The 26,583-nt window shown below is 71.5% G+C and carries 22 protein-coding genes; 6 read left to right on the top strand and 16 right to left on the bottom strand.

The annotated features are described in order from the left end of the window. Positions 1-31 precede the first annotated feature (31 nt). From pgi to ACFULQ_RS40250, 13 genes are all read right to left on the bottom strand, one after another. Positions 32-1,687, bottom strand: coding sequence for a glucose-6-phosphate isomerase (pgi, locus tag ACFULQ_RS40310; protein ID WP_383554240.1), 1,656 nt, complete (start codon positions 1,685-1,687; stop codon positions 32-34). Positions 1,688-2,365: 678 nt separating this feature from the next. Next, positions 2,366-2,701 (bottom strand): RNA polymerase-binding protein RbpA, encoded by a 336-nt coding sequence (locus ACFULQ_RS40305; protein ID WP_003976875.1) that lies wholly within the window; start codon positions 2,699-2,701, stop codon positions 2,366-2,368. A 215-nt stretch (positions 2,702-2,916) separates the two neighbouring features. Next, entirely contained in the window at positions 2,917-3,147 is a 231-nt protein-coding gene (secG, locus tag ACFULQ_RS40300) for a preprotein translocase subunit SecG (RefSeq protein WP_383554246.1), read from the bottom strand. Positions 3,148-3,250: 103 nt separating this feature from the next. Further along, positions 3,251-4,027 (bottom strand): triose-phosphate isomerase, encoded by a 777-nt coding sequence (gene tpiA, locus ACFULQ_RS40295; protein WP_383554238.1) that lies wholly within the window; start codon positions 4,025-4,027, stop codon positions 3,251-3,253. Between the two features lie 6 nt (positions 4,028-4,033). After that, a complete protein-coding gene (locus ACFULQ_RS40290) occupies positions 4,034-5,245 on the bottom strand; it encodes a phosphoglycerate kinase (protein WP_383554235.1) in 1,212 nt (403 codons plus the stop codon). A 125-nt stretch (positions 5,246-5,370) separates the two neighbouring features. Further along, on the bottom strand, positions 5,371-6,378 hold the full coding sequence (gene gap / locus ACFULQ_RS40285; protein ID WP_383554233.1) for a type I glyceraldehyde-3-phosphate dehydrogenase: 1,008 nt from the start codon (positions 6,376-6,378) through the stop codon (positions 5,371-5,373). Between the two features lie 213 nt (positions 6,379-6,591). Next, positions 6,592-9,543 (bottom strand): M14 family zinc carboxypeptidase, encoded by a 2,952-nt coding sequence (locus ACFULQ_RS40280; protein ID WP_383554230.1) that lies wholly within the window; start codon positions 9,541-9,543, stop codon positions 6,592-6,594. A gap of 252 nt (positions 9,544-9,795) precedes the next feature. Then, a complete protein-coding gene (gene whiA, locus ACFULQ_RS40275) occupies positions 9,796-10,785 on the bottom strand; it encodes a DNA-binding protein WhiA (protein ID WP_383554228.1) in 990 nt (329 codons plus the stop codon). Further along, positions 10,776-11,843 carry a uridine diphosphate-N-acetylglucosamine-binding protein YvcK gene (gene yvcK, locus ACFULQ_RS40270; RefSeq protein ID WP_383554226.1) on the bottom strand — a complete coding sequence of 356 codons (1,068 nt, stop codon included), beginning with the start codon at positions 11,841-11,843 and terminating at the stop codon, positions 10,776-10,778. Before yvcK ends, whiA begins: the two co-directional genes overlap by 10 nt. Beyond that, positions 11,840-12,799 carry an RNase adapter RapZ gene (gene rapZ, locus ACFULQ_RS40265; protein ID WP_383554223.1) on the bottom strand — a complete coding sequence of 320 codons (960 nt, stop codon included), beginning with the start codon at positions 12,797-12,799 and terminating at the stop codon, positions 11,840-11,842. The genes yvcK and rapZ overlap by 4 nt, the downstream gene beginning before the upstream one ends. After that, positions 12,796-14,952, bottom strand: a complete 2,157-nt coding sequence (uvrC, locus tag ACFULQ_RS40260) for an excinuclease ABC subunit UvrC (protein ID WP_383554220.1) — start codon at positions 14,950-14,952, stop codon at positions 12,796-12,798. Before uvrC ends, rapZ begins: the two co-directional genes overlap by 4 nt. A 64-nt stretch (positions 14,953-15,016) precedes the next feature. Next, positions 15,017-15,205, bottom strand: a complete 189-nt coding sequence (locus ACFULQ_RS40255) for a hypothetical protein (RefSeq protein ID WP_383554218.1) — start codon at positions 15,203-15,205, stop codon at positions 15,017-15,019. Between the two features lie 33 nt (positions 15,206-15,238). Beyond that, the gene (locus ACFULQ_RS40250) at positions 15,239-15,913 is read right to left on the bottom strand and encodes a response regulator (protein WP_383554216.1); all 675 of its coding nucleotides are present in this window, start codon (positions 15,911-15,913) and stop codon (positions 15,239-15,241) included. Between the two features lie 210 nt (positions 15,914-16,123). Between ACFULQ_RS40250 and ACFULQ_RS40245 the strand changes: the two genes are divergently transcribed. Further along, positions 16,124-16,285, top strand: a complete 162-nt coding sequence (locus ACFULQ_RS40245; RefSeq protein WP_383554213.1) for a hypothetical protein — start codon at positions 16,124-16,126, stop codon at positions 16,283-16,285. A gap of 174 nt (positions 16,286-16,459) precedes the next feature. Here ACFULQ_RS40245 and ACFULQ_RS40240 read toward each other — a convergent pair whose 3' ends face one another. Together ACFULQ_RS40240 and ACFULQ_RS40235 are read right to left on the bottom strand one after the other, a co-directional pair. Beyond that, positions 16,460-19,306, bottom strand: coding sequence for a nitrate- and nitrite sensing domain-containing protein (locus ACFULQ_RS40240; RefSeq protein WP_383554210.1), 2,847 nt, complete (start codon positions 19,304-19,306; stop codon positions 16,460-16,462). Positions 19,307-19,579: 273 nt separating this feature from the next. Then, the gene (locus ACFULQ_RS40235) at positions 19,580-20,947 is read right to left on the bottom strand and encodes an ABC transporter substrate-binding protein (protein ID WP_383554207.1); all 1,368 of its coding nucleotides are present in this window, start codon (positions 20,945-20,947) and stop codon (positions 19,580-19,582) included. A gap of 207 nt (positions 20,948-21,154) precedes the next feature. Here ACFULQ_RS40235 and ACFULQ_RS40230 point away from each other — a divergent pair, with 207 nt between their 5' ends. From ACFULQ_RS40230 to ACFULQ_RS40215, 4 genes are all read left to right on the top strand, one after another. Further along, positions 21,155-21,529 carry a response regulator gene (locus ACFULQ_RS40230; RefSeq protein WP_383554204.1) on the top strand — a complete coding sequence of 125 codons (375 nt, stop codon included), beginning with the start codon at positions 21,155-21,157 and terminating at the stop codon, positions 21,527-21,529. 252 nt (positions 21,530-21,781) lie between these two features. Further along, complete coding sequence (locus ACFULQ_RS40225; protein ID WP_383554201.1) at positions 21,782-22,738, top strand: hypothetical protein; 957 nt, start codon at positions 21,782-21,784, stop codon at positions 22,736-22,738. A gap of 154 nt (positions 22,739-22,892) precedes the next feature. After that, positions 22,893-24,083, top strand: coding sequence for a LacI family DNA-binding transcriptional regulator (locus ACFULQ_RS40220; RefSeq protein WP_383554243.1), 1,191 nt, complete (start codon positions 22,893-22,895; stop codon positions 24,081-24,083). Further along, positions 24,080-24,991, top strand: coding sequence for a carbohydrate kinase (locus tag ACFULQ_RS40215; protein ID WP_383554198.1), 912 nt, complete (start codon positions 24,080-24,082; stop codon positions 24,989-24,991). The genes ACFULQ_RS40220 and ACFULQ_RS40215 overlap by 4 nt, the downstream gene beginning before the upstream one ends. A 56-nt stretch (positions 24,992-25,047) precedes the next feature. Here the strand turns inward: ACFULQ_RS40215 and ACFULQ_RS40210 are convergent, their stop codons facing one another. Further along, entirely contained in the window at positions 25,048-25,902 is an 855-nt protein-coding gene (locus ACFULQ_RS40210; RefSeq protein WP_383554196.1) for a helix-turn-helix domain-containing protein, read from the bottom strand. Positions 25,903-26,002: 100 nt separating this feature from the next. On the opposite strand from ACFULQ_RS40210, the gene ACFULQ_RS40205 reads away from it, so the two are divergent. Further along, the gene (locus tag ACFULQ_RS40205; RefSeq protein WP_383554194.1) at positions 26,003-26,575 is read left to right on the top strand and encodes a YceI family protein; all 573 of its coding nucleotides are present in this window, start codon (positions 26,003-26,005) and stop codon (positions 26,573-26,575) included. The last annotated feature ends 8 nt before the right edge of the window (positions 26,576-26,583 follow it).

Genomic DNA, 26,583 nt, shown 5'->3' with positions numbered 1-26,583 from the left:
GGGGCCCGGCGTCTGCATGTCGGGGTGGCGCTCACTGCCGTCCGCTCAGCTCCCGGTACGTCGACACCAGGGCCTTCGTCGACGCGTCCAGGCCCGGTACCTCGGCGCCCTCCGTGAGCGCCGGCTCGACGCGCTTGGCGAGGACCTTGCCGAGTTCCACGCCCCACTGGTCGAAGGAGTCGATGTTCCAGACCGCGCCCTGGACGAAGACCTTGTGCTCGTACAGGGCGATGAGCTGGCCGAGGACCGACGGAGTCAGCTCGCGGGCCAGGATCGTCGTCGTCGGGTGGTTGCCCTGGAAGGTCTTGTGCGGGACCAGTTCCTCGGCGACCCCCTCCGCCCGCACCTCGTCCGGCGTCTTGCCGAAGGCGAGCGCCTGGGTCTGGGCGAAGAAGTTGGCCATCAGCAGGTCGTGCTGGGCCTTGAGCGTCTCGCTGAGCTCGTCGACCGGCTCGGCGAAGCCGATGAAGTCCGCCGGGATCAACTTGGTGCCCTGGTGGATGAGTTGGTAGTAGGCGTGCTGACCGTTGGTGCCGGGCGTGCCCCACACCACGGGCCCGGTCTGCCACTCCACCGGCTGTCCGTCCCGGCCGACGTACTTGCCGTTGGACTCCATGTCGAGCTGCTGGAGATACGCCGTGAACTTGGACAGGTAGTGGCTGTACGGCAGCACCGCGTGCGACTGGGCGTCGTGGAAGTTGCCGTACCAGATGCCCAACAGGCCGAGCAGCAAAGGAACGTTGGACTCGGCCGGGGCGGTCCTGAAGTGCTCGTCGACGATCCGGAAGCCGTCGAGCATCTCGCGGAACCGGTCCGGGCCGATGGCGATCATCAGGGAGAGCCCGATCGCCGAGTCGAAGGAGTAGCGGCCGCCGACCCAGTCCCAGAACTCGAACATGTTGGCCGTGTCGATGCCGAAGTCCGACACCTTGCCCGCGTTGGTCGACAGCGCCACGAAGTGCTGGGCGACGGCCTCCTGACCGGCCTTCAGCTCACCGAGCAGCCAGGCGCGGGCCGAGGTGGCGTTGGTGATCGTCTCGATGGTGGTGAAGGTCTTGGAGGCGATGATGAACAGCGTCTCGGCCGCGTCCAGGTCACGGGTGGCCTCGTGCAGGTCGGCGCCGTCGACGTTCGACACGAAGCGGACCGTGAGGTCGCGGTCGGTGAAGCCGCGCAGCACCTCGTAGGCCATCGCGGGGCCGAGGTCGGAGCCGCCGATGCCGATGTTGACGATGTTCTTGATACGGCTGCCCGTGTGGCCGGTCCACTCGCCGGAGCGGACCCGGTTCGCGAAGTCGCTCATCTTGTCGAGGACGGCGTGCACACCCGGGACGACGTTCTCGCCGTCGACCTCGATCACCGCGTCCCGCGGGGCCCGCAGCGCGGTGTGCAGCACGGCCCGGTCCTCGGTCGTGTTGATCCGCTCGCCGCGGAACATGGCGTCCCTCAGCCCGAACACGTCGGTGGCGGCGGCGAGTTCGCGCAGCAACCGCAGCGTCTCGTCGGTGACCAGGTGCTTGGAGTAGTCGACGTACAGGTCACCGACCCGCAGTGTGTACCCGGTGCCGCGCCCGGGGTCGGTGGCGAACAGCTCCCTCAGCCGCACCTCGCCGAGCTCCTCGCGGTGCTCGGTCAGCGCGGTCCACTCGGGCGTCCGGTTGAGCCTGGTACGGCCGTCTGCGTTCATGTCCGACTTCAGCCTTCTTTCGTGCCTGTCCCAGCGGTTCCAACCTAGTTGATCAACGCGGGACACGACCCGTGACGGCATACGCACCCGACGCACCCACAGGTACGTGCACGCGAAGCGCGAGTATCAGCACGGGGGCGTCCCTGTGAGCAGCACCGGGGGGAATGTCGGCAGACGGCGAGGAGAGACGGGGGTCGGTCAGGGCCACGGCCAGGAGGAGCAGCGGCCGGTCGGGGCTCCGGTGAGGGACCGCGGCGGTCGGGCCCCGGCGAAGAGAGCCGACGGTCGGTCAAGCCCGGCGAGGAGAAGCCACAGTCGGTCAGGCCCTGGCAAGGAGAGTCTCGGTCGATCTGGCCCGGCGACGACGAGGGGCGCGCGGTGGGGCGCCGGAGTCGAGAGCAGGACGGCGCTCCGCAGGCGTCCGCACCCCATCCCCGCGTGACACCCGGGCACCTCCACCCACCCACGGCCGACCGGCGTCAGCCCGCAGCGGCCGGCAGCCGTGCCCGCACGGCCCCCAGCAGGCGGCAGTCACGCGTCACCCCGGCAATCACGCGTCACCCCGGCAACTGCGCATCGCCCCGGAGGGCCGCCAGCCGCGCATCCCTCGAAGGCCCCCGCCCCCGCCACGAAACGCCACCGGCCAGGCCCCCTAGGTGCCCGGCCGGCTGTCGCCTGCTAGATCTCGCCCCGCAGCTTGGCGAGCGCCTCGGCGAGGATCGCCTCGCCGTCCGCGTCGCTGCGCCGCTCCCGTACGTACGCGAGGTGCGTCTTGTACGGCTCGGTGCGCGGCGGGTCCGGCGGGTTGTCCCGGTCCTGTCCTGCGGGGAAGCCGCAGCGCGGGCAGTCCCAGGTTTCGGGGACCTGCGCGTCGCTGGCGAAGCTGGGCTGCGTCTCATGCCCGTTGGAGCACCAGAAGGAGATGCGCAGCCGGGGCGCGGACTCGCCCCGCTCGGCCTCGCCCATCGGCCCCGCCCCGACCCGGCTACCTCGGATCGCGTTGCCACTTGCCACGGTCGTAACTCCCTGCGTGATGGTGCCGCGAAGCGAGTCGGCGTTGTCGCTTCGTTGCGAGCGCCTCAGTCTACGTAAGGCCCAACGCGCGTCCAGTGATTGGAGTTACAGCCCCCACACCTAGACGCAAGCCCCATGATAGGCCGCGCTCAGGTGCGCGTACCGAACATGGGGCCTTACGTGCGGAATGTACGTGCTGTGTGTGGCGTGGCCGCTCAGCTGTTCGTCTTCATGAGCAGACCGAGCACGACAATGCACACGAACCACAACAGACCGACCACCACGGTGATGCGGTCGAGGTTGCGCTCGGCGACCGAGGAGCCACCGACGGACGACTGCATGCCGCCACCGAACATGTCGGAGAGGCCGCCGCCCTTCCCCTTGTGCATCAGCACCAGCAGCATCAGCAGCCCGCTGAAGACGATCAGGGCGATCGAGAACCCCAAAACCACGGCTGGACCAACTCTCTCGGATTCGGATGAACGACGGGGGCACGGCCGTCAGGGCCATGCCCCCGCAAGGGTACGACGGATCGCCGCTAGGGCCTACTCACTGGTCCCGGAAGCGCACGATCTTGACGAACTCATCGGCGTCCAGCGAGGCACCGCCGACCAGGGCACCGTCGATGTCGGCCTGCGCCATGATCTCGGCGACATTGCCGGCCTTGACGGAGCCGCCGTACTGGATGCGGACCTGGTCGGCCAGCTCCTGGGTGTACAGCTCGGCGATCTTGCCGCGGATGGCGGCGCAGACCTCCTGCGCGTCCTCGGCGCCGCAGACCTTGCCGGTGCCGATGGCCCACACGGGCTCGTAGGCGATCACGACGGACTCGGCCTGCTCGGCCGGGAGGTCCTTGAGGCCGCCCTCGACCTGGGCGAGGGTGTGCGCGACGTGGTTGCCCGCCTCGCGGACCTCCAGCTCCTCGCCGACGCACAGGATCGGGGTGAGGCCGTGCTTGTAGGCGGCCTTGACCTTGGCGTTGACCAGCTCGTCGGTCTCGTGGTGGTACTGGCGGCGCTCGGAGTGGCCGACCGCCACGTACGTGCACTTCAGCTTGGCCAGCATCGAGCCGGAGATCTCGCCGGTGTAGGCGCCGGAGTCGTGCGCCGAGAGGTCCTGGGCGCCGTACTTGATCTTGAGCTTGTCGCCGTCGACCAGGGTCTGCACGGAGCGCAGGTCGGTGAAGGGCGGCAGGACGGCGACCTCGACGGCCTCGTAGTCCTTGTCCGCGAGGGCGAAGGCGAGCTTCTGGACGTGTGCGATGGCCTCGAGGTGGTTGAGGTTCATCTTCCAGTTACCCGCCATGATCGGCGTGCGAGTGGTCATGCGGGGTCAGTCCTCCAGTGCGGCGAGGCCGGGGAGCGTCTTGCCCTCGAGGTATTCGAGGGAGGCGCCGCCACCGGTCGAGATGTGTCCGAACGCGTTCTCGTCGAAGCCCAGGATCCGGACGGCCGCGGCGGAGTCGCCACCGCCGACGACCGTGAAGGCCTGGGAGTCGAGGAGGGCCTGGGCGACCGCCTTGGTGCCCTCGGCGAATTCGGGGTGCTCGAAGACGCCCATCGGGCCGTTCCAGAAGACGGTGGCGGCGTCGGTGATCTTCGAGGCGTACAGCTTGCCGGAGGCCGGACCGATGTCCAGGCCCATCCGGTCGGCGGGGATGGCGTCCGCGGCGACGGTGGTCGCGTCGGCGGGGGCCTTGGTCTTCAGGTCCGGGAACGCGGGGGCGACCACCGCGTCGACCGGCAGGACCAGCTCGACGCCGGTCTTCTCGGCGCGCTCGATGTACTCCAGGACCGCCGGGATCTGGTCCTCCTGGAGGAGGGAGGCGCCCACCTCGTGGCCCTTGGCCTTGAGGAAGGTGAAGGCCATGCCGCCGCCGATGAGGATGCGGTCGGCCTTGCCGAGCAGCTCGTCGATGACGGCGAGCTTGTCGGAGACCTTGGCGCCGCCGAGGACGACCACGTAAGGCCGCTTCACGTCGTCGGTGAGCTTCTTCAGGACGCCGACCTCGGTGGCGATGAGGTAGCCGGCGTAGTGCGGCAGCCGGGCCGGGAGGTCGAACACCGAGGCGTGCTTGCGGTGCACCGCGCCGAAGCCGTCGCCGACGTAGACGTCCGCGAGGGCGGCCAGCTGGTCCGCGAACTCGCCGCGCTCGGTGTCGTCCTTGGACGTCTCGCCGGCGTTGAAGCGGAGGTTCTCGATGACCGCGACCTGGCCGGGCTGGAGGCCGTTGACCGCGTCGTGGGCGGCGGGGCCGACGGTGTCCTGGGCGAAGGCCACGGGCGCGCCCAGGAGTTCACCGAGCCGCTCGGCGGCCGGAAGCAGGGAGAAGGCCGGGTCCGGGGCGCCCTTGGGGCGGCCCAGGTGCGAGGCCACGACCACCTTGGCGCCCGCGTCCGCGAGGGCCTTGACGGTGGGCAGGACGGCACGGATGCGGCCGTCGTCGGTGATACGGCCGTCGGCGAGCGGCACGTTGAGGTCGGCGCGGACGAAGACCCGCTTGTTGTCCACGCCTTCGGCGATGAGTTCGTCGATCGTCTTCATGAAGGAACTCCTGGTGAGGGTGCTCTGATCGTACGAGGGCGGTTCTGCACGTGAGGCAGGGCCCGGGCGGCGCGTCCCTGCGCCGCCCGGGCCCTGCTCTCACATCGAAGTGCCTGCTCTGTGGATCAGAGCTGGTTGCCGACGAAGACCGTGAGGTCGACGAGGCGGTTGGAGTAACCCCACTCGTTGTCGTACCAGCCGAGGATCTTCACGGACTTGCCCTCCTGGACCATGGTCAGGGAGGAGTCGAAGGTGCAGGACGACGGGTCGCTGACGATGTCCGAGGAGACGATCGGGTCCTCGGTGTAGGACAGGTAGCCCTGGAGCTCGCCCTCGGAGGCCTTCTTGAACGCGGCGTTGACCTCGTCCTTGGTGACCTCGCGCTCCAGCTCCACGACCAGGTCGGTGGCGGAACCGGTGGGGACCGGCACGCGCATCGCGATGCCGTCGAGCTTGCCCTTGAGCTGCGGGAGGACCAGCGCGGTGGCCTTGGCGGCACCCGTGGTGGTCGGGATGATGTTCTCCGCGGCGGCGCGGGCGCGGCGCAGGTCGGAGTGCGGGAAGTCCAGGATGCGCTGGTCGTTGGTGTACGCGTGGACCGTGGTCATCAGGCCCTTGACGATGCCGAAGTTCTCGTCGAGAACCTTGGCCATCGGCGCCACACAGTTGGTGGTGCAGGAGGCGTTGGAGATGACGTGGTGGTTGGCCGCGTCGTACTTGCTCTCGTTGACACCCATCACGATGGTGATGTCCTCGTCCTTGGCCGGAGCCGAGATGAGGACCTTCTTGGCGCCGCCGGCGATGTGCTTCTCGGCGTCCGCCTTCTTCGTGAAGATGCCGGTCGACTCGACGACGATGTCGACGCCCAGCTCACCCCACGGGATGTCGGCGGGGTTGCGCTCGGACAGCACCTTGATGGTGTGACCGTCGACGGTGATCGTGTCGTCGGTGTGCGACACCTCGGCCTTGAGGCGGCCCAGGATGGTGTCGTACTTCAGCAGGTGCGCGGTGGTCGCGGTGTCACCCAGGTCGTTGACAGCCACGATCTCGATGTCAGCACCCTGCTCCAGCAGCGCGCGGAAGTAGTTACGACCGATGCGGCCAAAGCCGTTGATGCCTACGCGGATCGTCACGAACCGATCTCCTCGTTGGTACGCCGGCTGTGAGACCGGCGAGCTGTATGGGATGTCCCCGACCACCCCCGACCCTACCCCCCTGAGGCTTGCGGAGTGACATCGAGATGCCGCATACACGGGCAGGCGGTCCGTACCCGCCAGTAGGGGTACGGACCGCCCCGGATCGAAAGCTCCGGTCACCCGGTACGACTACACCGGGTCACCGCCGGTTCACCCGCCGATGGCCGTGAGCGCCTTGCGGATCAGGGCCGTGCGGTCGGCCGCCGCGGTGACGTGCTCCAGACCGAAGCCCAGCAGCACGGTGTCGTCCGTGGTGACCGCGCCGTACGTCCGGAACAGCTCCCCGGTCCGGCCCCAGTCCTTCACGACCGCGGGGCTGCCCGCGGGCGGACCGGGCACGCTCCAGGCGCCGAGCGAGGTCTCGAAGCCCTCGGTCTCGGTGGCCTGGCCGGTGACGGCCACGGAGGTGTTGTCGAGCAGCACACCGCGACCGCCGGAGCCGGGGTCGGTGATGTAGCTGAAGGACACCTCGACCTTCTTGCCCGCGTAGGCGGAGAGGTCGAAGGAGACCTCCTGCCAGCCGGCCGAGGACCCGGTGAGGCTGTTCCACTGGCCGCTGGTGCCGGTGGCCGTGCAGCCGTCGGCGCCCTGGGTCAGATACCGCTTGAGCGCGGGGTGGGCCGCGATGAAGAACCCGGCCTCGCACTCGGTGGGCACCGCGGTGCTGGTGGCGCCGTTCTTGTCCGGGAGGGTGGTCCAGTCCTCGGCCCCGGCCGTGTGCGCCTCCAGGACGGCGTGGTCGTAGCCCTCCTCGGTGTCCCAGAGGATCCGGGTGCGCAGCGTGGGTGCCTGCGCGGCGGTCACCTGGGTGAGGTCGATGGTGCGGGTGAGGCGGTTCCAGGCGTAGTCGCTGTGCGTGACGGCCGCCATGGAGGCGCCTTCGTACGGCCCGTACGGGTTGGGCGTGCCGGGATACGTGCCCGCGCCCGCGCTCGCGAACTGCGGGAAGGTCGCCACCGGAAGGTTGTCCGAGGTGACGCTGTAGGAGCCGGCCGCGTCCAGCGGGTTGCCGGGGGCGGCGCCGAGGACTCCGGCGGATCCGGTGAGCTTGCCGGTGCCCTGGAAGGCGGTGGCGCCCGGCAGGGTCGTACGCGTGTAGGCGCCCAGGTAGTACTGGCTGAAGTCGTTGGACAGCGTGCCGCCGCCCAGGTCGACGCTGCCGCCGGCCCGCTCGCCCGCCTCGATCAGCTTGCCGCCCTCGTTGAGGAAGGCCCGCAGCTGGAGCTGGGTGGCGTTGCCCGGGACGGTCGCGCCCGTGTAGTGCACGACCGACTTGAAGTGGTCGAGCACGCCGAGCGCGTCGGGCGCGCCCTGGGTGGCGACGTTCCAGACGAGCGCCTGCCGGCCGGCCGCCTTCAGCGCGTCGACGTACGTCTGCGCCTGCGTGGCGGTCGCGCCCTCCTCGGCGACCACGAGCACGTCCGCGCGCGGCCGCTCGGCGACCGTGTACGTGAAGTGCGTGCTGGAGGTGGTCTTTCCGCCCTTGGCCCGGCCGGTGAACCAGACCTCGACCTTGTCGCCCGGCCTCGCGTCCTCGACCTTGGCCCGGTACTCGTCGAAGTAGAGGTTGTCCTCACCGCCGTAGGTCTCGCCGCCCTTCCAGGCCCTGAGGTCCCGGTCGTGCGTACGGCCGCCGTTGACGCGGTACTTGAGCTCCTTGTCCCGCACGGACCTGCGGGCGACGACGGAGACCTCCTGGTCCGCGCCGCGCGCGTAGGAGGTGCTGAAGGGCTTGGGGGTGAAGTCTGCGGCCTTCAGGCCGAGCGAGGACTTCGGCTGGTCGGGCTGGGCCGCGGACTCGGCGACGGAGAGCGCGAAGGGGATGTTCTTCTCGAACTCCTGCTGGATCAGCTTCTCGTCGTCCGGGAAGTTGAAGACCGACTGGCAGTCGGCCGCGTTCCACTGGTCGTTCGGGTCGAGGTTCGAGGCGGTCTGGCAGGTCGACATCTCGGGGGTGAACATCGCCAGGCCGTTGACGTTCGACGCGTGGCCGTCCGCCTCGCCGTTGGTGGTGTACAGCTCCGAGGAGACCTGCGGGCGGTAGCCCGGGATCGCCGAGTTGTCCGGGGTGCCGGCGAGCGCCTTGTAGAGGACGTCGTCCGGGGTGTCGGTGGCCACCTGCCAGCCGACCCCGTAGAGCAGGAGCTCGGCGGCGGAGTGGTAGTTGATGCCGTACGTGAAGCCGATCCGCTTCTCGAAGGCGTCCAGCGCCTTGGTCTCGGGCTCGGAGGCCGGGGCCGTGCCGCGGTAGGTCTCGCTGGTGGGGTTGGGGGACGAACCCTCGTTGTCGTAGCCCCACTTGTAGGAGAAGTTGCGGTTGAGGTCGACGCCGTCGCCGACGGCGATGGTGCCGTCGCCGTTGTTGTCGTGCAGGTTCTTGCGCCACAGGCGGGTGTCGGCGCTCTGGAAGGTGTAGTCGTAGCCGTCGGGGTTGGCCGACAGGACGAACCACAGCTCGGTGGTGTCGACGATCTTCTTGATGCGCTGGTCGCTCTTGTAGTTGTCGACGTAGTGGTGGAGCAGCCGCCTGGTCATCTCCGGCGTGATCCACTCGCGCGCGTGCTGGTTGGACAGGTAGAGGACGGAGGGTTTGGCGCCGTCCTTGGACTTCTTCGCGTTCTTGGTCAGTTTGAGCGCGAGGATGTCCTTGCCGTTCACGGTCTTGCCGATGGAGACGACCTTGGTGAGGCCGGGGTTGGCCCGGGCGGTGGCGAGGAGCTCCTCCTGGAGTCCGCCGCTTCCGCTGTACGGCCGGAACACGCCCTCGGCGGCCTTCTCCACCCGGGCCTCGGCCTTGGCGGTCAGGGTGTGCTCGGTGAGCGCGACACCCTTCTTCTCCAGCTTCTGGGCTTCCTGGTCGGTGAGGTAGACCTCGACGGTCGCGGTGCCCTTCTCCGGCACCTGCTCGCTCAGTTCGTGGCCGTCCTGGCCGGCCGCCAGCAGCAGGGGTACCTGCGCGCTGGTCACCTCGGCACGGAAGACCTTGATTTCGTTCGGATCAGGAGAACCTGCGCTCTGCGCGGCCTGGGCGACGGGTGCGATGCCCGCGCCGCCGAGCAGAAGTGCGCCAACAGCGAGGATCGGTCTCGCTCTTCGTCTCATGAGCCCCCCTTGCGGTGGTCCGCCACAGCAGCGAACAGATGCCAGGCTCATGACAGTTCATGATCCAGTCAAGGGCGCCTCACGGATACGCAAACGCCGGTGCCCGGATGGGTCAACGCCGGGGCCTGGATGCGGCGAACGCCGGGGCCTCGATGCGGCGAACGCCGGGGCCTGGGCGCGCGAACGCCGGTGCCGGCGTCCCAAGTGGGCGTCGGCACCGGCGTGGTGAGGCTGGGTCAGCTGTGAGGAGGCTCAGCCGACCAGGTTGTCGGCCATCTCCTCGGTGATGCTGGACTCCGTGCCCGGGACGCCGAGGTCGGAGGCGCGCTTGTCCGCCATGGCGAGCAGTCGGCGGATACGGCCGGCGACCGCGTCCTTGGTCAGCGGCGGGTCGGCGAGCGCGCCCAGCTCCTCCAGGGAGGCCTGCTTGTGCTCCATGCGCAGCCGGCCGGCGGCCGCGAGGTGCTCGGGCACATCGTCGGCGAGGATCTCCAGCGCCCGCTGCACCCGCGCCCCGGCGGCGACGGCCGCACGCGCGGAGCGGCGCAGGTTGGCGTCGTCGAAGTTGGCGAGACGGTTCGCCGTGGCCCGCACCTCGCGGCGCATCCGGCGCTCCTCCCAGGCGAGCACCGACTCATGGGCGCCGAGGCGGGTCAGCAGCGCGCCGATCGCGTCACCGTCACGGACGACGACCCGGTCGACCCCGCGGACCTCGCGGGCCTTGGCGGCGATCGAGAGGCGGCGGGCGGCACCGACCAGCGCGAGCGCGGCCTCCGGGCCCGGGCAGGTCACCTCCAGGGAGGAGGAGCGGCCCGGCTCGGTGAGCGAGCCGTGCGCCAGGAAGGCCCCGCGCCAGGCGGCCTCGGCGTCACAGGTGGCACCGGAGACGACCTGCGGGGGCAGACCGCGGATCGGCCGGCCGCGGCCGTCCACCAGGCCGGTCTGCCGGGCCAGCTGGTCACCGCCGGCGACGACCCGGACGACGTACCGCGAGCCGCGCCGCAGTCCGCCGGGTGCCATCACGATCAGCTCGGAGCTGTGGCCGAAGATCTCCAGGATGTCCCGCTTGAGCCGGCGGGCCGCCATCGCGGTGTCCAGCTCGGCCTCGATCACAATGCGCCCGCTCACCAGGTGGAGGCCGCCGGCGAACCGCAGGATGGCGGAGACCTCCGCCTTTCTGCAGCAGGTCCGGGTGACGGGGAGCCGGGAGATCTCGTCCTTCACCGCTGCCGTCATCGCCATGGGCCGATCCTTCCATGCATCCGAAAAATACGGTCGTACGCGGCGGCCAACAGCTCCGGGTCATGCCTCGGGGTTCCGTCGGGCCGGGCCACCGGGGCCAGCTCGACCGCGGCACCGAAGCGCTTGGCGGCATCGGTCAGGGAGTCGCGGTCGGGCACGGCGGCCTGGTCGGCCAGCACCACGTCCAGGGCGAGTTTAGGGGCGTGTCGTCCCAAAACCTCCAAATGACGCTGCGGGGAGAAGCCATCGGTTTCTCCCGGCTGCGGGGCGAGGTTCAGGGAGAGTACCCGGCGCGCCTTCGTCTGGGTGAGCGCGTCCAGCAGTTCGGGCACGAGCAGGTGCGGGATGACCGAGGAGAACCACGAGCCGGGGCCGAGGACGACCCAGTCCGCGTCCCGGACCGCCTCCACCGCCTCGGGCACCGCGGGCGGGTCGTGCGGCACGAGATGCACCGACTGCACCTCGCCCGGGGTCAGGGCCACGGTCGCCTGTCCGCGTACGGTCTCCACGTCCTCCGGCCGCTCCGGATCGTGCCCCTTGACCAGCGCCTGGAGCTCCAGGGGTACGGCGGACATGGGCAGCACCCGGCCATGGGCGCCCAGGAGCCTGCCGACCAGGTCGAGGGCCTGGACATGGTCGCCGAGCTGCTCCCACAGGGCGACGATCAGCAGATTGCCGACCGCGTGTTCGTGCAGGTCGCCCTTGGACTGGAAGCGGTGCTGGATGACCCGGGACCAGGTCTGGCCCCAGTCGTCGTCGCCGCACAGCGCGGCCAGCGCCTTGCGCAGGTCGCCGGGCGGCAGCACGCCCAGCTCGTCGCGCAGACGCCCGCTGGAGCCGCCGTCGTCGGCCACGGTGACGACGGCGGTGAGGTCGCCGGTGATCCGGCGCAGGGCGGCGAGCGAGGCGGACAGGCCCATGCCGCCGCCGAGCGCCACCACCTTGGGCTGAGCACCGCGGCGCCGGGGCCGCGCGCCACGGGCCTCGACGGGCCGGGTCGCACGCCCTTCGGGGACCACCCGGCGCAGCATGCTCAGCCGCGGAGTACGTGCGGTCATTCCCGTCCCATGTCCCGGTGTACGACCACCGTCTCCACACCCTCGGCCGCGAGGCGCGCGGCGAGCTTCTCCGAGGTGGCGACCGAGCGGTGCTTGCCGCCGGTGCAGCCGATGGCGATCGTCACGTAGCGCTTGCCCTCACGGCGGTAGCCGGCCGCGATCAGGCGCAGCAGCTCGGCGTAGCGGTCGAGGAACTCCTTGGCGCCGGGCTGGTTGAAGACGTACGCCGACACCTCCTCGTTGAGGCCGGTGAAGGGGCGCAGTTCGGGGACCCAGTGCGGGTTGGGCAGGAAGCGCATGTCCGCGACCAGGTCGGCGTCGACGGGGAGGCCGTACTTGAAGCCGAACGACATGACGGTGGCCCGCAGTTCGGGCTCCTCCTCGCCGGCGAACTGGGCGTCCATCTTGGCACGCAGCTCGTGGACGTTGAGGCTGGAGGTGTCGATGACCAGGTCGGCGTCGCCGCGCAGCTCGCGCAGGAGTTCGCGCTCGGCGTCGATGCCGTCGACGATACGGCCGTCGCCCTGGAGGGGGTGCGGGCGGCGCACGGACTCGAAGCGGCGCACCAGGGCCTCGTCGGAGGACTCCAGGAAGACGATCCGCCGGGTGACGTGCTTGGACTCCAGGTCGGCGAGGGACTCGCGGAGGTTGTCGAAGAAGCGCCGGCCGCGGACGTCGACGACCACGGCGATCCGGGCGACATTGCCCTGGGAGCGGGCGCCGAGCTCCACCATGGTGGGGATCAGCGCGGGCGGGAGGTTGTCGACGACGAACCAGCCGAGGTCCTCCAGACACTTGGCGGCGGTGGAGCGGCCGGCTCCGGACATGCCGGAGATGATCACCAGCTCGGGGATGGCCGCCTCCGGGACTCCGGAGGTGTCGTGGGGTGCGCCCGTGCTCACCTGGGTGTCGTCTCCGCTCTGGTCCTGTGCTTGTTCGTGCTCGTTCACATTCATGTCTCCTGCCCCCGTCGTTCGTCCGGGGCGCCCGCCGTCACGGGGTCCCCACCGGAACCCGTGGTGCCGGGTTCCTCCTCATCCATGATCTCTCCAGTCGCCGTGTTGACGGCGGGCGCGGCCGGGGCCGCCTGGGCGAGGGCCACGGCGATCGTCTCGGCCGTCTTGCGGCCTATGCCGGGGACCTCGCAGATCTGGTCGATGGTGGCGGATCGTAGTTTCTTCAAGGACCCGAAATGTTTCAGCAGGGCCTGCTTGCGTGTGTCCCCGAGGCCGGGGACGTCGTCGAGCGGGCTCGACCGGAAGCGCTGGGCCCGCTTGGCACGCTGGTAGGTGATGGCGAAGCGGTGGGCCTCGTCACGGACCCGCTGGAGAAGGTACAGGCCTTCGCTGGTGCGGGGCAGCACGACCGGGTCCTCCTCGTCGGGCAGCCACACCTCCTCCAGGCGCTTGGCGAGACCGCAGACGGCGATGTCGTCGATGCCGAGTTCGTCCAGGGCCTTCTTGGCGGCGGCGACCTGGGGCCGGCCGCCGTCGACGACGACGAGCTGGGGCGGGTAGGCGAACTTCTTGGGGCGGCCGTCCTCGTCCTTGAGCCCGTTCCCGGCGAGGTCCTGCGCGCCGTCGGCCGGGGAGGTGCCGTCGGCCTGGGTGGGGTCGTCGACCGGGGAGGTGCCGTCGGCCGGGGAGGCGCCGTCGGCCAGTGAGGCGCCGTCGGCCGGGGCGGAGTCGTCCACCCACTCGCCGGTCTTCTCCTTCTCGGCGAGGTAGCGCCGGAACCGCCGGGAGATCACCTCGTGCATGGACCGGACGTCGTCCTGCCCGGCGAATCCCTTGATCTGGAAGCGGCGGTACTCGCTCTTGCGCTGGAGGCCGTCCTCGAAGACGACCATGGACGCGACCACGTCGTCGCCCTGGAGGTGGGAGATGTCGTAGCACTCGATCCTGAGCGGGGCGCTGTCCAGGTCGAGGGCCTCGGCGATCTCCTCCAGGGCACGCGAGCGCGTGGTCAGGTCGGAGGCGCGCTTGGTCTTGTGGAGGACGAGCGCCTGCTGGGCGTTGCGCTGCACGGTCTCCATCAGGGCCTTCTTGTCGCCGCGCTGCGGGATGCGCAGCGAGACGCCCGAGCCGCGGCGCTCGGCGAGCCACTCCTGGACGGGCTCGACCGGGTCGGGCAGGGCCGGGACGAGGACCTCCTTGGGGACCGCGTCGCCCTTCTCCTCGCCGTAGAGCTGCTGGAGGGCGTGTTCGACGAGGGCGCCGGTGGTGATCTCCTCGACCTTGTCGGTGACCCAGCCGCGCTGTCCGCGCACGCGTCCGCCGCGGACGTGGAAGATCTGGACGGCGGCCTCCAGCTCGTCCTCGGCGACCGCGATCAGGTCGGCGTCGGTCGCGTCGGCGAGCACGACCGCGCTCTTCTCCATGGCCTTCTTGAGGGCCCCGATGTCGTCGCGCAGGCGGGCCGCCCGCTCGTACTCCATCTCCTCGGCCGCGTCCGCCATCTGCTGCTCCAGGCGACGGATGTAGGTGCCGGTGCGGCCGGCCATGAAGTCGCAGAACTCCTCGGCCAGAGCGCGGTGTTCGTCGGCGGAGACGCGACCGACGCAGGGCGCGGAGCACTTGCCGATGTAGCCGAGGAGGCAGGGGCGGCCGGTGCGGGCGGCGTTCTTGAAGACGCCGGCGGAGCAGGTGCGGACCGGGAAGACGCGCAGCAGGAGGTCGACGGTGTCGCGGATCGCCCACGCGTGCCCGTACGGCCCGAAGTACCTGACGCCCTTGCGTTTCTGGCCGCGCATCACCTGGACGCGGGGGAACTCCTCGTTCATCGTCACGGCGAGGTACGGATAGCTCTTGTCGTCGCGGTACTTGACGTTGAACCGGGGGTCGAACTCCTTGATCCAGGAGTACTCCAGCTGAAGGGCCTCGACCTCCGTGGACACCACCGTCCACTCCACGGACGCGGCCGTGGTCACCATCGTGCGGGTGCGGGGGTGCAGGCTCGCCAGGTCCTGGAAGTAGTTCGCCAGGCGCTGACGCAGGCTCTTCGCCTTTCCGACGTAGATCACCCGGCGGTGCTCGTCGCGGAACCTGTACACCCCGGGAGTGTCCGGGATCTCCCCGGGTTTGGGGCGGTAGCTGGAGGGATCGGCCATGTCTCACACCCTACTGGCGAGTGCTGACACTCCGGCCGGCCTGTGGACAACCCCGGCCACCCGCTCAGCGGTCGACGCACCAGGCGACGTCCGCCGGCGGAGTCCCGGCCTCCACCACACCGGCGACGATGCGCAGGGCGTCGGCGAGCGGCACGGTGTCCTCGTCGTCGAGCAGGGAGACCATCGCACGCTCGGCATTGCTCACGAGGGCGAGCGCACGTCCCTCGGAGCTCACCAGCCAGGTCTGCGCCACGCGGCCGACCTTCTCATGGGCCCGGGAAAACCCTCACCGCGACTCCAGGAACGTCAGCACCGCCAGCACCCGGCGGTGGTCGTCCGTGTCCTCCGTGAGGCCGAGTTTGCCGAGGATGCTGCGGACATGCTTCTCGACGGTTCCCTCGGTGACCCACAGGCGGCGGCCGATGCCCGCGTTGGAGCGGCCCTCGGCCATCAGGGCCAGGACCTCGCGCTCGCGGGCGCTGAGCTGGGCGAGGGGGTCGTCGCGGCGCTGGGCGGAGAAGAGCTCCTGCACCAGGGAGGGGTCGACGACCGAGCCGCCCCGGTGGACGCGTTCCAGCGCCTCGATGAACTCGTCGACGACCGTGACCCGGCTCTTGAGGAGGTAGCCGATCTTGCGGCCGCTCGCCAGCAGTTCCAGGGCGTCCTCGACCTCGACGAAGGCCGACAGGACGAGGATGCCGGTGGCGGGGTGGCGTTCACGGATCGTACGGGCCGCCTTGAGGCCCTCGGTCGAGTGGTCCGGGGGCATCCTGATGTCGACGATCGCCAGTTCGGGACGTTCCTCGTCGACCAGTTCCAGCAGCCTGACCGCGTCCGAAGCCTGCCCGGCGACCTGGTAGCCGACGCGCTCGCACAGACTGGCCAGGCCCTCCCTGAGCAGGATGTCGTCGTCGGCGAGGACGACCCGTCCCCGTGCCGGCTGCTGCGCTGTGTCCTCCATGACCCCGGCCCCCCTCGCACGGCCTCCACGCCCAACAGCCTGCCCCACCGGCGGGTTTACGGCTAGCCGGAAGCGGAAGTGGAGGCCTGCCGTGACGACGCGCGGACCGGTGCGGGCCATCCTCGAAGCAGTGCAGATGCAGCGCGGATGCAGTCCGACCGGCCGCCCCGGGCGAGGGACGGCGGGTCGCACGGCCGAAGGGTGCGGGACATGCGGCGGACGCGGATCGAGCAGCGACGGCGGCCGGTCCGTGCCCGCCGGCACCCGGACGAGCCGTACGGCGCTCCCGACCCCCTGGACCCCAGGGACCCGGACGTCGTGCGCGCCAAGCGCCTGCTGACCGCACGGAACGGCGGCACCCACCGCCCCTGAGACCGGACGGATGCCTCTCCGTCCGCCAGGGACCGCCCGGAGCGTACGCGACGTCACCACGTTCAGGACTCCCCCGCCTGGACGAACTCCCCCTGCGTGCGCCCCGGGCGGTCACAAGCCCCCTCCGGGCGGTCACAAGCCCCCTCCGAGGGGCCGCAAGTCCCTCCCGAGGGGTCACAGGTCCGGCGAGGGCCCGCCCAGGGGCAGCCGCACGTCCAGGGTGGTGCCCTCGCCGGGCGGGCTGACGACGGCCAGCTTGCCGCCGATCGCCTCGACCCGGTCGATGAGGCCGATCAGACCGGAGCCGCGTCGGGGCTCGGCGCCGCCGACTCCGTCGTCGCGGATGGTCAGCTCCAGGACGTCGTCCCGGACCTCCCCCGTCACTGCCACCACGCGCGCGTGCGCGTGTTTCGCGGCGTTGGTCAGGCACTCGGAGGTCACGTAGTAGGCGGCCACCTCCAGTCTCTCCGGCAGCCGGGCCGCGGGCAGCCTCAGGTCGAGCTCCACGGGGACGGCGGAGCGGCGGGCCAGGGAGCGCAGGGCGGGGCCCAGGCCGCCCTTGGACAGGATGGCGGGGTGGATGCCCCGGGCCACCTGGAGCAGGTCCTGGAAGGCGTCGTCGAGGCCCTTGCCCACGTGCGCCAGCTGCTGCGCGAGCTCCGAGGACGGATCGGGCACCAGTGTCTCGGCGAGCCGCAGCTCCAGCTGGAGGGCGACGAGCCGCTGCTGGACGCCGTCGTGCAGATCCCGCTCGATGCGCCGCCGGGAGGCGTCCGCGGCGGCCACCACGCGCGCGCGTGAGGCGGTCAGCTGGTCGCGGCTGTCGGCGTTGGCGATGGCCGTGGCGACGAGTTCGGTGAAGTCGGCCAGCCTCGACTCGGTTCCGGCGGGCAGCACCTCCACCGGGGAGGCCGCCAGCACGAAGCCCCACAGCCGGTCGTCGACGACGATGGGGGCGCCGACGGCGTGGCCGACATGGGCGGCCCGTCCGGTCCGGGTGACCTCCTCGATCGCCTCGCGCCCGGCCCGCCTGCGCTCCGCGCGCGTGCTCTCCTCCAGGTCCTCGGGGAGGCCGAGCACGGTCCCGAGGGTCTTCTGGCTGCCGTCGGACTCCTGCCGGAGCACGGCCGCGGTGGTGCCCAGGAGGTCGCCCACCTCCTCGGCGACCCGCGTCAGCACCTCGGACGGCGGGGCGCCGCGGGCCACCAGGGTCGCCACCCGGCGCAGTGCGGCCTGTTCCCTGGCGCTGCGGCGGCTTTCGGTGACATCGCGCGCGGTGGCGTAGATGAGTCCCTCCTCGGGGACCGGCCGGGCGCTCCACTGGAGCCACAGCTCGGTGCCGTCCTTGCGCAGGTAGCGGTTCTCGAACTCGGCCAGGTCCAGGCCCTCGGCCAGCCGTGCCAGGGCCACCTCGGTGCCCGCCCGGTCCTCCTCGTGCACGAAGTCGAGGAACGGCCTGGCCAGGAGCTCCGCGCCGGAGTAGCCCAGGGTGCGTTCGAAGGCGGGGTTGACGCGCCTCAGATAGCCGTCAAGCCCGCTGATGCAGAGCAGGTCCAGGGAGAGGTTGAAGACGCCCGCCAGTTCCTGCTCGGCCTTCTCGCGCCGCCCGTGGGCCGCCGCGAAGGAGGCCATGGTGGCGTTCATGCCGCCGAGCAGCTGGCTCCAGGTGCCCTCGAAGGCGGCCTGGTCGGCGCGGTGTTCGAGACGGTTGTGGTCGATCGCCGTGTTCATGGCACGGATCTCCGCGGCCAGCCGCTCGGTGGTGACCCGCAGGTCGCGGAAGGTGTCGGCGACCTCGCCCAGTTCGTCGCGGCCCGCGTACCGGATGTCGTACGAGAGATCGCCGTACGACAGTGCCCTGGCGCCCGCCGAGACCTCGCCGAGGGGGCGGGTGATCGAACGGCTGAGCGCGAGGGCGAGGAAGGTGACCAGGGCGAGCACGGCGAGGGAGGCGGCGAGATCGCGTACCGCGCGGGTCTCCGCCTCGCGTCGGTCGCGGCCCGCCGTGGTGTCCAGTTCGCGTCCGGCCCGGTCCTGGATGGCGCGCAGGGCGTCGATGCGGGCGCCGGAGTCGGCGAGCCAGCGCTCGTACGACGGCCAGGCGGCTGTCTCCGGGCGGGCCGTGGCGAGCAGGTCACGGAGCCGGCGGACGGCCCGGCCGGGGTCCTGGAACTGGACGACGTACAGCTGGGTCCGCAGTGCGGCCGAGGTGTTCTCGCGGAAGGCGTCCAGCTGGGCGGTCTCCAGTGCGGGCCAGCGTCCGGCGCCGGTGGGGCGGCCGGCGGGTCCGGCGAGCAGTGCGGCGACCTCGGCCTGCTCCCGGCCGGCGGCCTCGATGGCCCGCAGGAGCGCGAGGTGGGCGTCGGCCGCGCGGCCCGAGGCGCGGGTGGGGCGGCCGGATTCGAGGGCGGTGACGTCGTCGAGGAGGGTGTCCTCGACGTTGCCGTACTGCTCGGCGATGCCGGGGGCGGTGAGCGAGCCGGTGTCCGTCTGGACGCGCAGGGAGTGCAGTTGGCGTCCGAGGGCGTCGAGGTCGCCCGCGATGTCGGCGGCCGACCAGGAGGCGGCGCGGTCCCCGGCGCGCGCGAGGACGCGGTCGGTGGCGCGCTCGGCGTCGGCCCGCTCCGCCCGGGTGCCGGGTCCGGGGCGCAGCCGGGCGTCCACGGCGGCGAGCCGCTCGCGCGCGACGGCGTCGGTGATCTCGACCGTCGCGAACGACACCTCGGTCCCGGTGTGGAAGTCGCGCAGGGCCCGCGCCTCCCGCCACTGGGTCACGGCGCTGAAGACGGTGAAGGCCAGCAGCCCGGCCACCGGCAGCAGGACCAGCAGCGTCAGCTTCCGTCCTACGCGCAGCCGGGCGAGAAGCGGGATGCGGTGCGGGTCCGCCGGGGTGGGCTGCGCGGCCGCCGGGACGCCATCCGCGGACCCCGGGCTGCCGTGCGCGGACCCCGGGCTGCCGTGCGCGTCCGCCGGAGCGCTGGGCCCGGTCCGCGGGGTGCGTCTGAGTGGTGAGCGGCGCATGGCAGGGCCTAGGCGGTGCCGCTTCCGTGTGACGCACGGTCGGGTTCCGTCATGGCGAACACCCCTCTGTGGACGGCACCTTCACGCTTTCGTGGCGGCGCGTCGCCGGCCGGCGTCGACCGCGGCCCGTCGGGCCCGGCTTCCACGGCGTCTTCAGCATGCCCGCGAACCGGGCCGCCGTCCATGTGTCCCGAGGGCCGGGGCGTGACGTCGGGCGGGGGGCATGGGGCGTGACGTCGGGCGGGGGGCATGGGGCGTGAAGTCGGGCGGGGTTCATGGTCCGCTCCTCGGGTATCCGTCGTGCGCGGCCAGGTCCTTGTCGATGGCCACGACCGCCTCGTCGAGCGTGGCCTTGACCGGTGCCCGGTCGATCATGATCTTCGGGAAGGCCCGGGAGAAGGCCTCGGTGATCGCCGGATAGGCGGGCGTCCGCGGCCTCGGGCGGGCCACGCCGTCCCGCAACTGCTCGATGAACAGGCGCTCGGCACCACCCTCGGCGTACGCGGGCGAGAGTTCGACCGCGCTGCGCGTGGCCGGGATCGCGCCGTTGGCCACGCTCATCCGGTGGATCTGGTCCGGCTGCAGCAGATAGGCGAGGAAGCGCCATACGGCGTCGCCGTCGGCCCCGCCCGAGGGCACGCCCCACTGCCAGGAGCCCATCCCGGTCACGGTGCCCCGGCCGAAGTCGGGCAGCGGCACGATCGCCACGTCCCCGGGGAAACGCTCGGCGTAGTCCGGGTACCGCCAGTGGCCCGTCCAGGAGATGACACTGCGCTCCTGCTCGAACGCCTGGTCGGTCTTACCCGGTTCGACGAGCCTCTCCTCGACCCAGTTCTGGAGGACGGTGAGCGCCCTGACCGACTCGGGTCCGTTGAGGAAGCCGTCGGCGGTCCGGAAGGTCTCGGGGTCGATGAGATCGCCGCCCGCCGACCACACCGCGGGCGCGAAGCCGTACGTGCTCCACTCCTCGCCGGGTTTCGCGTCGACGAGGCCCAGGTCGAGCGGGTGTGCGTGGCCCGCCGTGCGCAGGGTGCGCAGGATCGTCGTGAACTCCTCGGCGGTCCAGGCATCCGAGACGCCCTTGGGGATGCGGATGCCCGCCTTCTTCAGGACCGACGGCCGCACATAGAGCCCGAGCCCCGAGTCGAAGGTGCCGATCCCGTACAACCGCCCCGCGTAGGTGCCCTGTTGGCGAATCGAGGGCAGCAGGTCCTCGCGGAGGCCGTCGGGCAGGCAGGAGTCGATGGGCTTGATCCTGCCGGACCAGGCATAGCTGTAGAGGCGGGGCCCGTCGAAGTCGAGGAGGTCCGGCAGGTCGCCGCTGGCCGCGGCCGAGAGCACGAGGTCGTTGTACGGCCGCTGCTCGGGAAGTGTGACGGCCTCGACCCGCACCTGCCGCTGGACCCGGTTGAAGTCCTGGACCTGGCGACGCAGGGTGTTGTACTCGGCGCTCGGCCCCGCATGGAACCACACCGTGACCTGCGCGGTGCCGTCGATCCTGCCGTCGCAGGTGGTGTCGGTGCGGGCCCGCTCGCCGTCCCCGCCGCCACCGCCGCACGCGGCGACCAGCAGCGCGGCCGCCAGCAGTCCCGAGGCCAGGGCGCGACGGCCCCTCGCGGTCCTTCCGAGCGGCGCCTTCATCGCACACCCCCACTCGACCGGAATCTCACGGCCTCCCCAGGGCAGCCCACATGCTACCCCCGGTCACCTCCCGCTGCGCTGGGTGAACGGGAACGGGCGGATCCGGCACGGGACTTGGGCACATTCCAGGTGCCCGGCAGCAATCCGCCCCGACTCTTTCCGGCTAGCTGGAAGGCGCAACCTCCGGCTGGTTGGGACCCTGTCCGCATGTCCATGCGCTGTCTTCTCGTCGATGACAGCATCCGGTTCCTGGAGGCCGCGCGCAGGCTGCTGGAACGCGACGGGATACCTGTCGTCGGCGTCGCCCTGTCCGGTACGGAGGCTCTGGTACGGGCCGCGGAACTCACCCCCGACGTCGTCCTGGTCGATCTCGACCTCGACGGCGAAAGCGGCTTCGACGTGGCGGCTCGGCTGGCCCGCAGCGTCTCGGCCGTCATCGTCCTGATCTCCACGCACGCGCCGGAGGACTTCGAGGAGCTGATCGCCGACAGTCCGGCCCGCGGGTTCCTGCCCAAGTCCGCGCTGTCGGCGCGGGCGATCAGGGAGCTGCTGGACGGCGACGGCGAGGCCCCGAGCGCCTGAGCGGAGCCCCCGGCTTCCTGAGCGGAGGCCCCGGCGAACAGCCGTGCGTAGGGCAGTCGTTCGGCCAGGAGTGCGCCGTCGTTCGGCGCCAAGTGTTGTCGGGACCAGGCCAACACGCTTCAATGCGGAGGAACTCGGGGCCGGGAACGACGGCGTACGGATGTGAAGCCTCCCCGGCACTGCCCCCAACGGCCCCGACACCCTCTCGAACGGCCTGACCAGCCGCCCGAACCTGTACAGAAAGGCCCCTGCATGCCGCACGCCACACAGCACGCGGACGCCGCGACCGTCGTCGACGCGGAACTGGACACGGCCCTGCGAGGCGGCCCCTTCCACGTCGCGCTGCGCGCCGCGATCGCCGCCCGGGGGCTGCCGCTCCAGCGCGTCCAGCACCATCTGTCGCGCTACGGGGTCAAGGTCGGGGTCACCAGCCTGAGTTACTGGCAGCAGGGCGCCCGCCGCCCGCAGCGCCCCGAGTCGCTCCGGGCCGTACGGGCACTGGAGGAGATCCTCCAGCTGCCGGAGGAGTCGCTGATCCGGCTGCTCGCCGCACACGACGACCGGTCGGCCGCCGAGCGTCCCGCGACCCGCTCCTACCGCTCCCTCCTCGCGGCCTCGGGCGTCCTCGAACAGCTGCTGGACGAGCTGGACTCGCCGCACGACGGCGGGCTGCACACCCTCGGCCACCACGAGCGCATAGACATAGGGCCGCGTCGCGAGCTGCGCGGCCGCGAGTCGCACCACATCGTGCGCGCCCACCGCGAGGGCGTCGACCGCTTCATGGCGATCCACCACGGCGACCCGGGGTGCGTGCCGGAGCTCATGACCGTGCACGCCCTGGAGAACTGCCGTACGGGGCGCGTGCGTCGGCACCACGACACCGGGGTGCTGGTGGCCGAGCTGCTCCTCGACGCCCGGCTGCGGGCGGGCGACACCTTCCTCTTCCGCTACCGCGTCGAGGACGGCACGGGCGGTGTCTCCCGCGAGTACGTCCGCGGCTTCGGCTCACCCGGCGGCCAGTACGCGCTCCAGGTCAGGTTCGACGAGAACGCCCTGCCGGTGCGCTGCCACCGCTTCGCCCAGCACTCCCCCGCGGCGCCCCGCAGCGGCCGCCAGGACCTCGCGCTCACCGGCCACCACCACTCGGTCCACCTCGTCGAGCCACGGGTGCGGTCGGGGGTCGTGGGGATCGGGTGGGACTGGGAGTAAGAGCCTCCGAGCGCCCGGGCGTCCGGCCGGTGACTCGACGTAAACGATTGCGCAAGCGTTTACGTGCGCTGCCGAATGGGATAGCTTCCCGGCCGTGGGGGCCACCGTCGGGGAGGTCTCCGATCCGGGAAGCCGGCTGTCCGGGAGGGGCGCGATGCCGACCATGGCCGACGTGGCACGCAGCGCGGGCGTGTCCGTGGCGACCGTCTCGCACGTCCTCAACGGCACCCGGCCGGTCCTGCCCCACACCCGCCAGGCCGTGCTCGACGCGGTCGACGAGCTCGGGTACACCCCCAACACCCTGGCCCGTTCCCTGGTGACCTCCCGCACCCGCTCCGTCGGGCTCGCGGTGTCGGCGATCAGCAACCCGTACTTCACGGAGATCCTCCAGGGCGTGGAGGCGGGCGCCCTGGAACACGGCTACAGCCTGCTCATCGCCGATCCGCACGACGACCCCGAGCACGAGCGCAAGGTCGTCCAACTGCTGCACGAACGGCGCGTGGACGGCATGATCGTCGCGCCCTCGGCGGACCCACGCGAGCTCGTCGCGTATCTCGCGCGGCACGAGGTCCCGACGGTGTTCCTGGACCGGGTGGTCGACGGCGTGGCGGAGGGCGAGGCGGGCGGGTCGGGGGACGCCGGCGGCCGTACGGGCGGGCCTCTGCGCTTCGATCAGGTGTGCGCCGAGAACATCGAGCCGATGGCCGAACTGGTCACCCACCTCGCCGGACTCGGCCACCGTCGCATCGGACTCGTGGCCGGACTGCCGGGACTCAGCACCACCGCCGAGCGGATCACCGGGTACCGGCGGGGCCTCACCGCCTCCGGCCTGCCCTACGACGCTCACCTCGTCGTCCACGGCGACTCCGAGTCGCCCGGAGCGGCACGGGCCACCACCGCCCTGCTCTCCCTCGCGGCACCGCCCACCGCCCTGGTCACCGCCAACAACTCCATGACCATCGGAACCCTGCGCGCCCTGCGCGAGTGCGGCCTTGCGGTACCGGACGACCTCGCCCTGTGCTCCTTCGACGACTTCGCCTGGGCCGACCTGTTCTCGCCCCGGCTCACCGCGATCGCCCAGCCCAGCAGGGAGATCGGCACCCAGGCGGTCCGCGTCCTCCTGGACCGCCTCGCCGCGCCGGACCGGCCCACCCGCACCCTGCGCCTGCCGTGCGCCTTCGTCCACCGCACGTCGTGCGGCTGCGCCGAGACCGAGCAGTACGGCCGTCCCGCGCGCTCCCGGTCCGCGCAGGGCTCCGACTCCTCGCAGCACCCTCCCTCCTCGCGGCCCTCCCGGTCCTCGCAGCGCTCCCCGTCCCCGCAGTCGAAAGGAACCGTCTCGTGATCGTCGTCGCCGGTGAGGCCCTGATCGATCTGGTACCGCAGGGCAGGGGCGCCCTCGCGGGCCTCAAGCCGGCCCTCGGCGGCGGCCCCTACAACACCGCCGTGGCCCTCGGCAGGCTCGGCTCCCCCACGGCCTTCTGCTCCCGCACCTCGCTCGACGCCTTCGGCGAGGCCCTGCTCGACGGGCTGCGGGAGGCAGGGGTGGACGTGTCCGCCGTCCAGCGCGGGTCCGAACCCACCACGCTCGCCGTCGCCACCATCGACGACGGCGGCTCGGCCGCTTACTCCTTCTACGTCGACGGCACCGCCGACCGTCTGTTCACGGCCCCCGCCGCACTTCCCTCCGGCACCCGGGCGGTGTCCTTCGGCACCTGCTCACTCGTCCTGGAACCGGGGGCGAGCGCCTACGAGGAGCTGCTGCGGAACGCCGCCGCGCAGGGCGTGTTCACCGCGCTCGACCCGAACATCCGGGCCGGTCTGATCCCGGACGCGGACGCCTACCGGGCCCGGTTCAAGAGCTGGCTGCCGTCGGTGTCCCTGCTCAAGCTCTCCGAGGAGGACGCGCTGTGGCTCGGCGGCACCCCGCAGGAGTGGCTGGCCGCGGGGCCCTCGGCCGTGGTGATCACCCACGGCGGTGACGGGCTGACCGTGTTCACCCGGGACGGGTCGGCGCTTCCCGTGCCGGGCGAGAAGGTCGACGTCGTGGACACGATCGGCGCCGGCGACACCGTGAACGCGGCGCTGCTGCACGGCCTGGCAGCCCTGGACGCCCTCTCTCCGGAGGCGCTCGCCGCGCTGAGCGTCGACGACTGGACCCGCCTGCTGCGCTTCGCGGCCCGCGCGGCGGCGATCACCTGCTCACGAGCGGGCGCCGAACCGCCGTACGCCTCCGAGGTGGGCGCGCTCTAGGGGGTGCTCCGCCTGGGAGTCGGCTGACCGCGCCGAGGGGGCGGGTCCTCCCGGTGTCAGCCGCTCACCGCGCGCAGGGCTCCCGGCCGGCGCCCGTTGAGCCGGTCGAGGGCGGTGGCCGTGGCCTCGTCGGCCGGGATGTGGACGACCAGACGCTGGCCCTCGTCCGGCAGGGTCAGCGTCTCGTACGACAGGCGCAGCCGCCCCGCTTCGGGGTGCTCCACGAGATCGGTGCCGGACCGGGTGGGCAGGGTCGGTACGGCGGCGAGCCGATCAGTGAACGGCGCCCCCACGGTCACCGTCAACTCATCGGCCAGCGCGGCGACATGGGGGTCGTGCAGCGAGGCCTCACCGCGCAGATGGGCGATCTGGTCGTCGGCGAGCCGCTCCCACCCGGGGAACACGGACCGGGCCCGCTCGTCGGTGAAGACGTACCGCACGAGGTTGGGCGGGTCGCCGTCCAGCAGGCCGAGCGGGCGGGCGTACCGCTCGTAGCCCTCGGTGTACGTCACGATGTCGCCGATCCAGTTGATCAGGACGGCCGGCGCGGGTTCCAGGCGGTCGAGGAGGGCCCGCAGGGTTCCGCGCACCGTGCGGGCAGGTGGCGTGGTGGCCGACTGGCACAGCACCCGGCTCACGCTCTCCTTGGCGAGGCGGCCCATGAGGATGTGGTCGGCCGCCGACAGGCGCAGGGCCTCGCCGAGGGCCGCGAGCACCTGGGGTGAGGGGTTGCGGTCGCGGCCCTGTTCCAGCCGGGTGAGGTACTCGACGCTGATGTCCGCGAGCGTGGCGAGCTCGGAGCGGCGCAGACCGGGGGTGCGGCGACGGGGGCCCGTGGGGAGGCCCGCCTCAGCGGGGGTGACGGCTTCGCGGCGCGTGCGCAGAAAGGTGCCCAGCTCGTTGTCGCTCACCGTTCGAACGTACCGCGCGGGTCGCGGCGGAGGGTGGCCCTGTCACTACCACTCTTCAGCCGGTCTCCCTCCCCCGCGCGGGACCTCGCAGGGTGGAGCCATGACCCAGAACTCCTCCTCGAACGCCCTGACCGCCCAACCGCTCCCCCTGTCGCCGGGTGACTGGGAGCTCGACCCGCTCCATTCGGCCGTCAACTTCACCATCCGCCATCTCGGTATCGCCAAGGTGCGCGGCCGCTTCACCGAGGTGAAGGCGGAGCTGTTCGTCGGTGAGACGGCCGACGACGTGACGGTGAGCGCCGAGATCGCTCTTGCCTCTGTGGACACCGGGAACTCCGACCGGGACGCGCACACGCGCTCGGCCGATCTGCTGGACGTGGAGAAGCGGCCCACCATGACGTTCCGCTCGACGCGGGTGTCGGGCACCGGTGAGGACTGGTCGATGGAGGGGGACCTGACCATCGGGGACGTGACCCGTCCGGTGACGCTGGCCGTGGAGTTCGGCGGGGTGGTGGACTCCCCTGCCGACTCGCGCAGGCACGCCGGGTTCGAGGCGACGGGTGAGATCCGCCGCAGCGACTACGGGCTGGATTTCGGGGCCGGATTCCTCGGTGACGTTGTCAAGGTGCAACTGGACATGCAGTTCGTCGAACCGCAGGGCCAGGGTGGCTGATGGTGGAA

Source organism: Streptomyces sp. NPDC057253 (assembly GCF_042669125.1).
GTDB lineage: Bacteria > Actinomycetota > Actinomycetes > Streptomycetales > Streptomycetaceae > Streptomyces.
The sequence above is the reverse complement of the archived record's forward strand: the minus strand, read 5'-3'. Positions and strand labels throughout refer to the sequence as shown.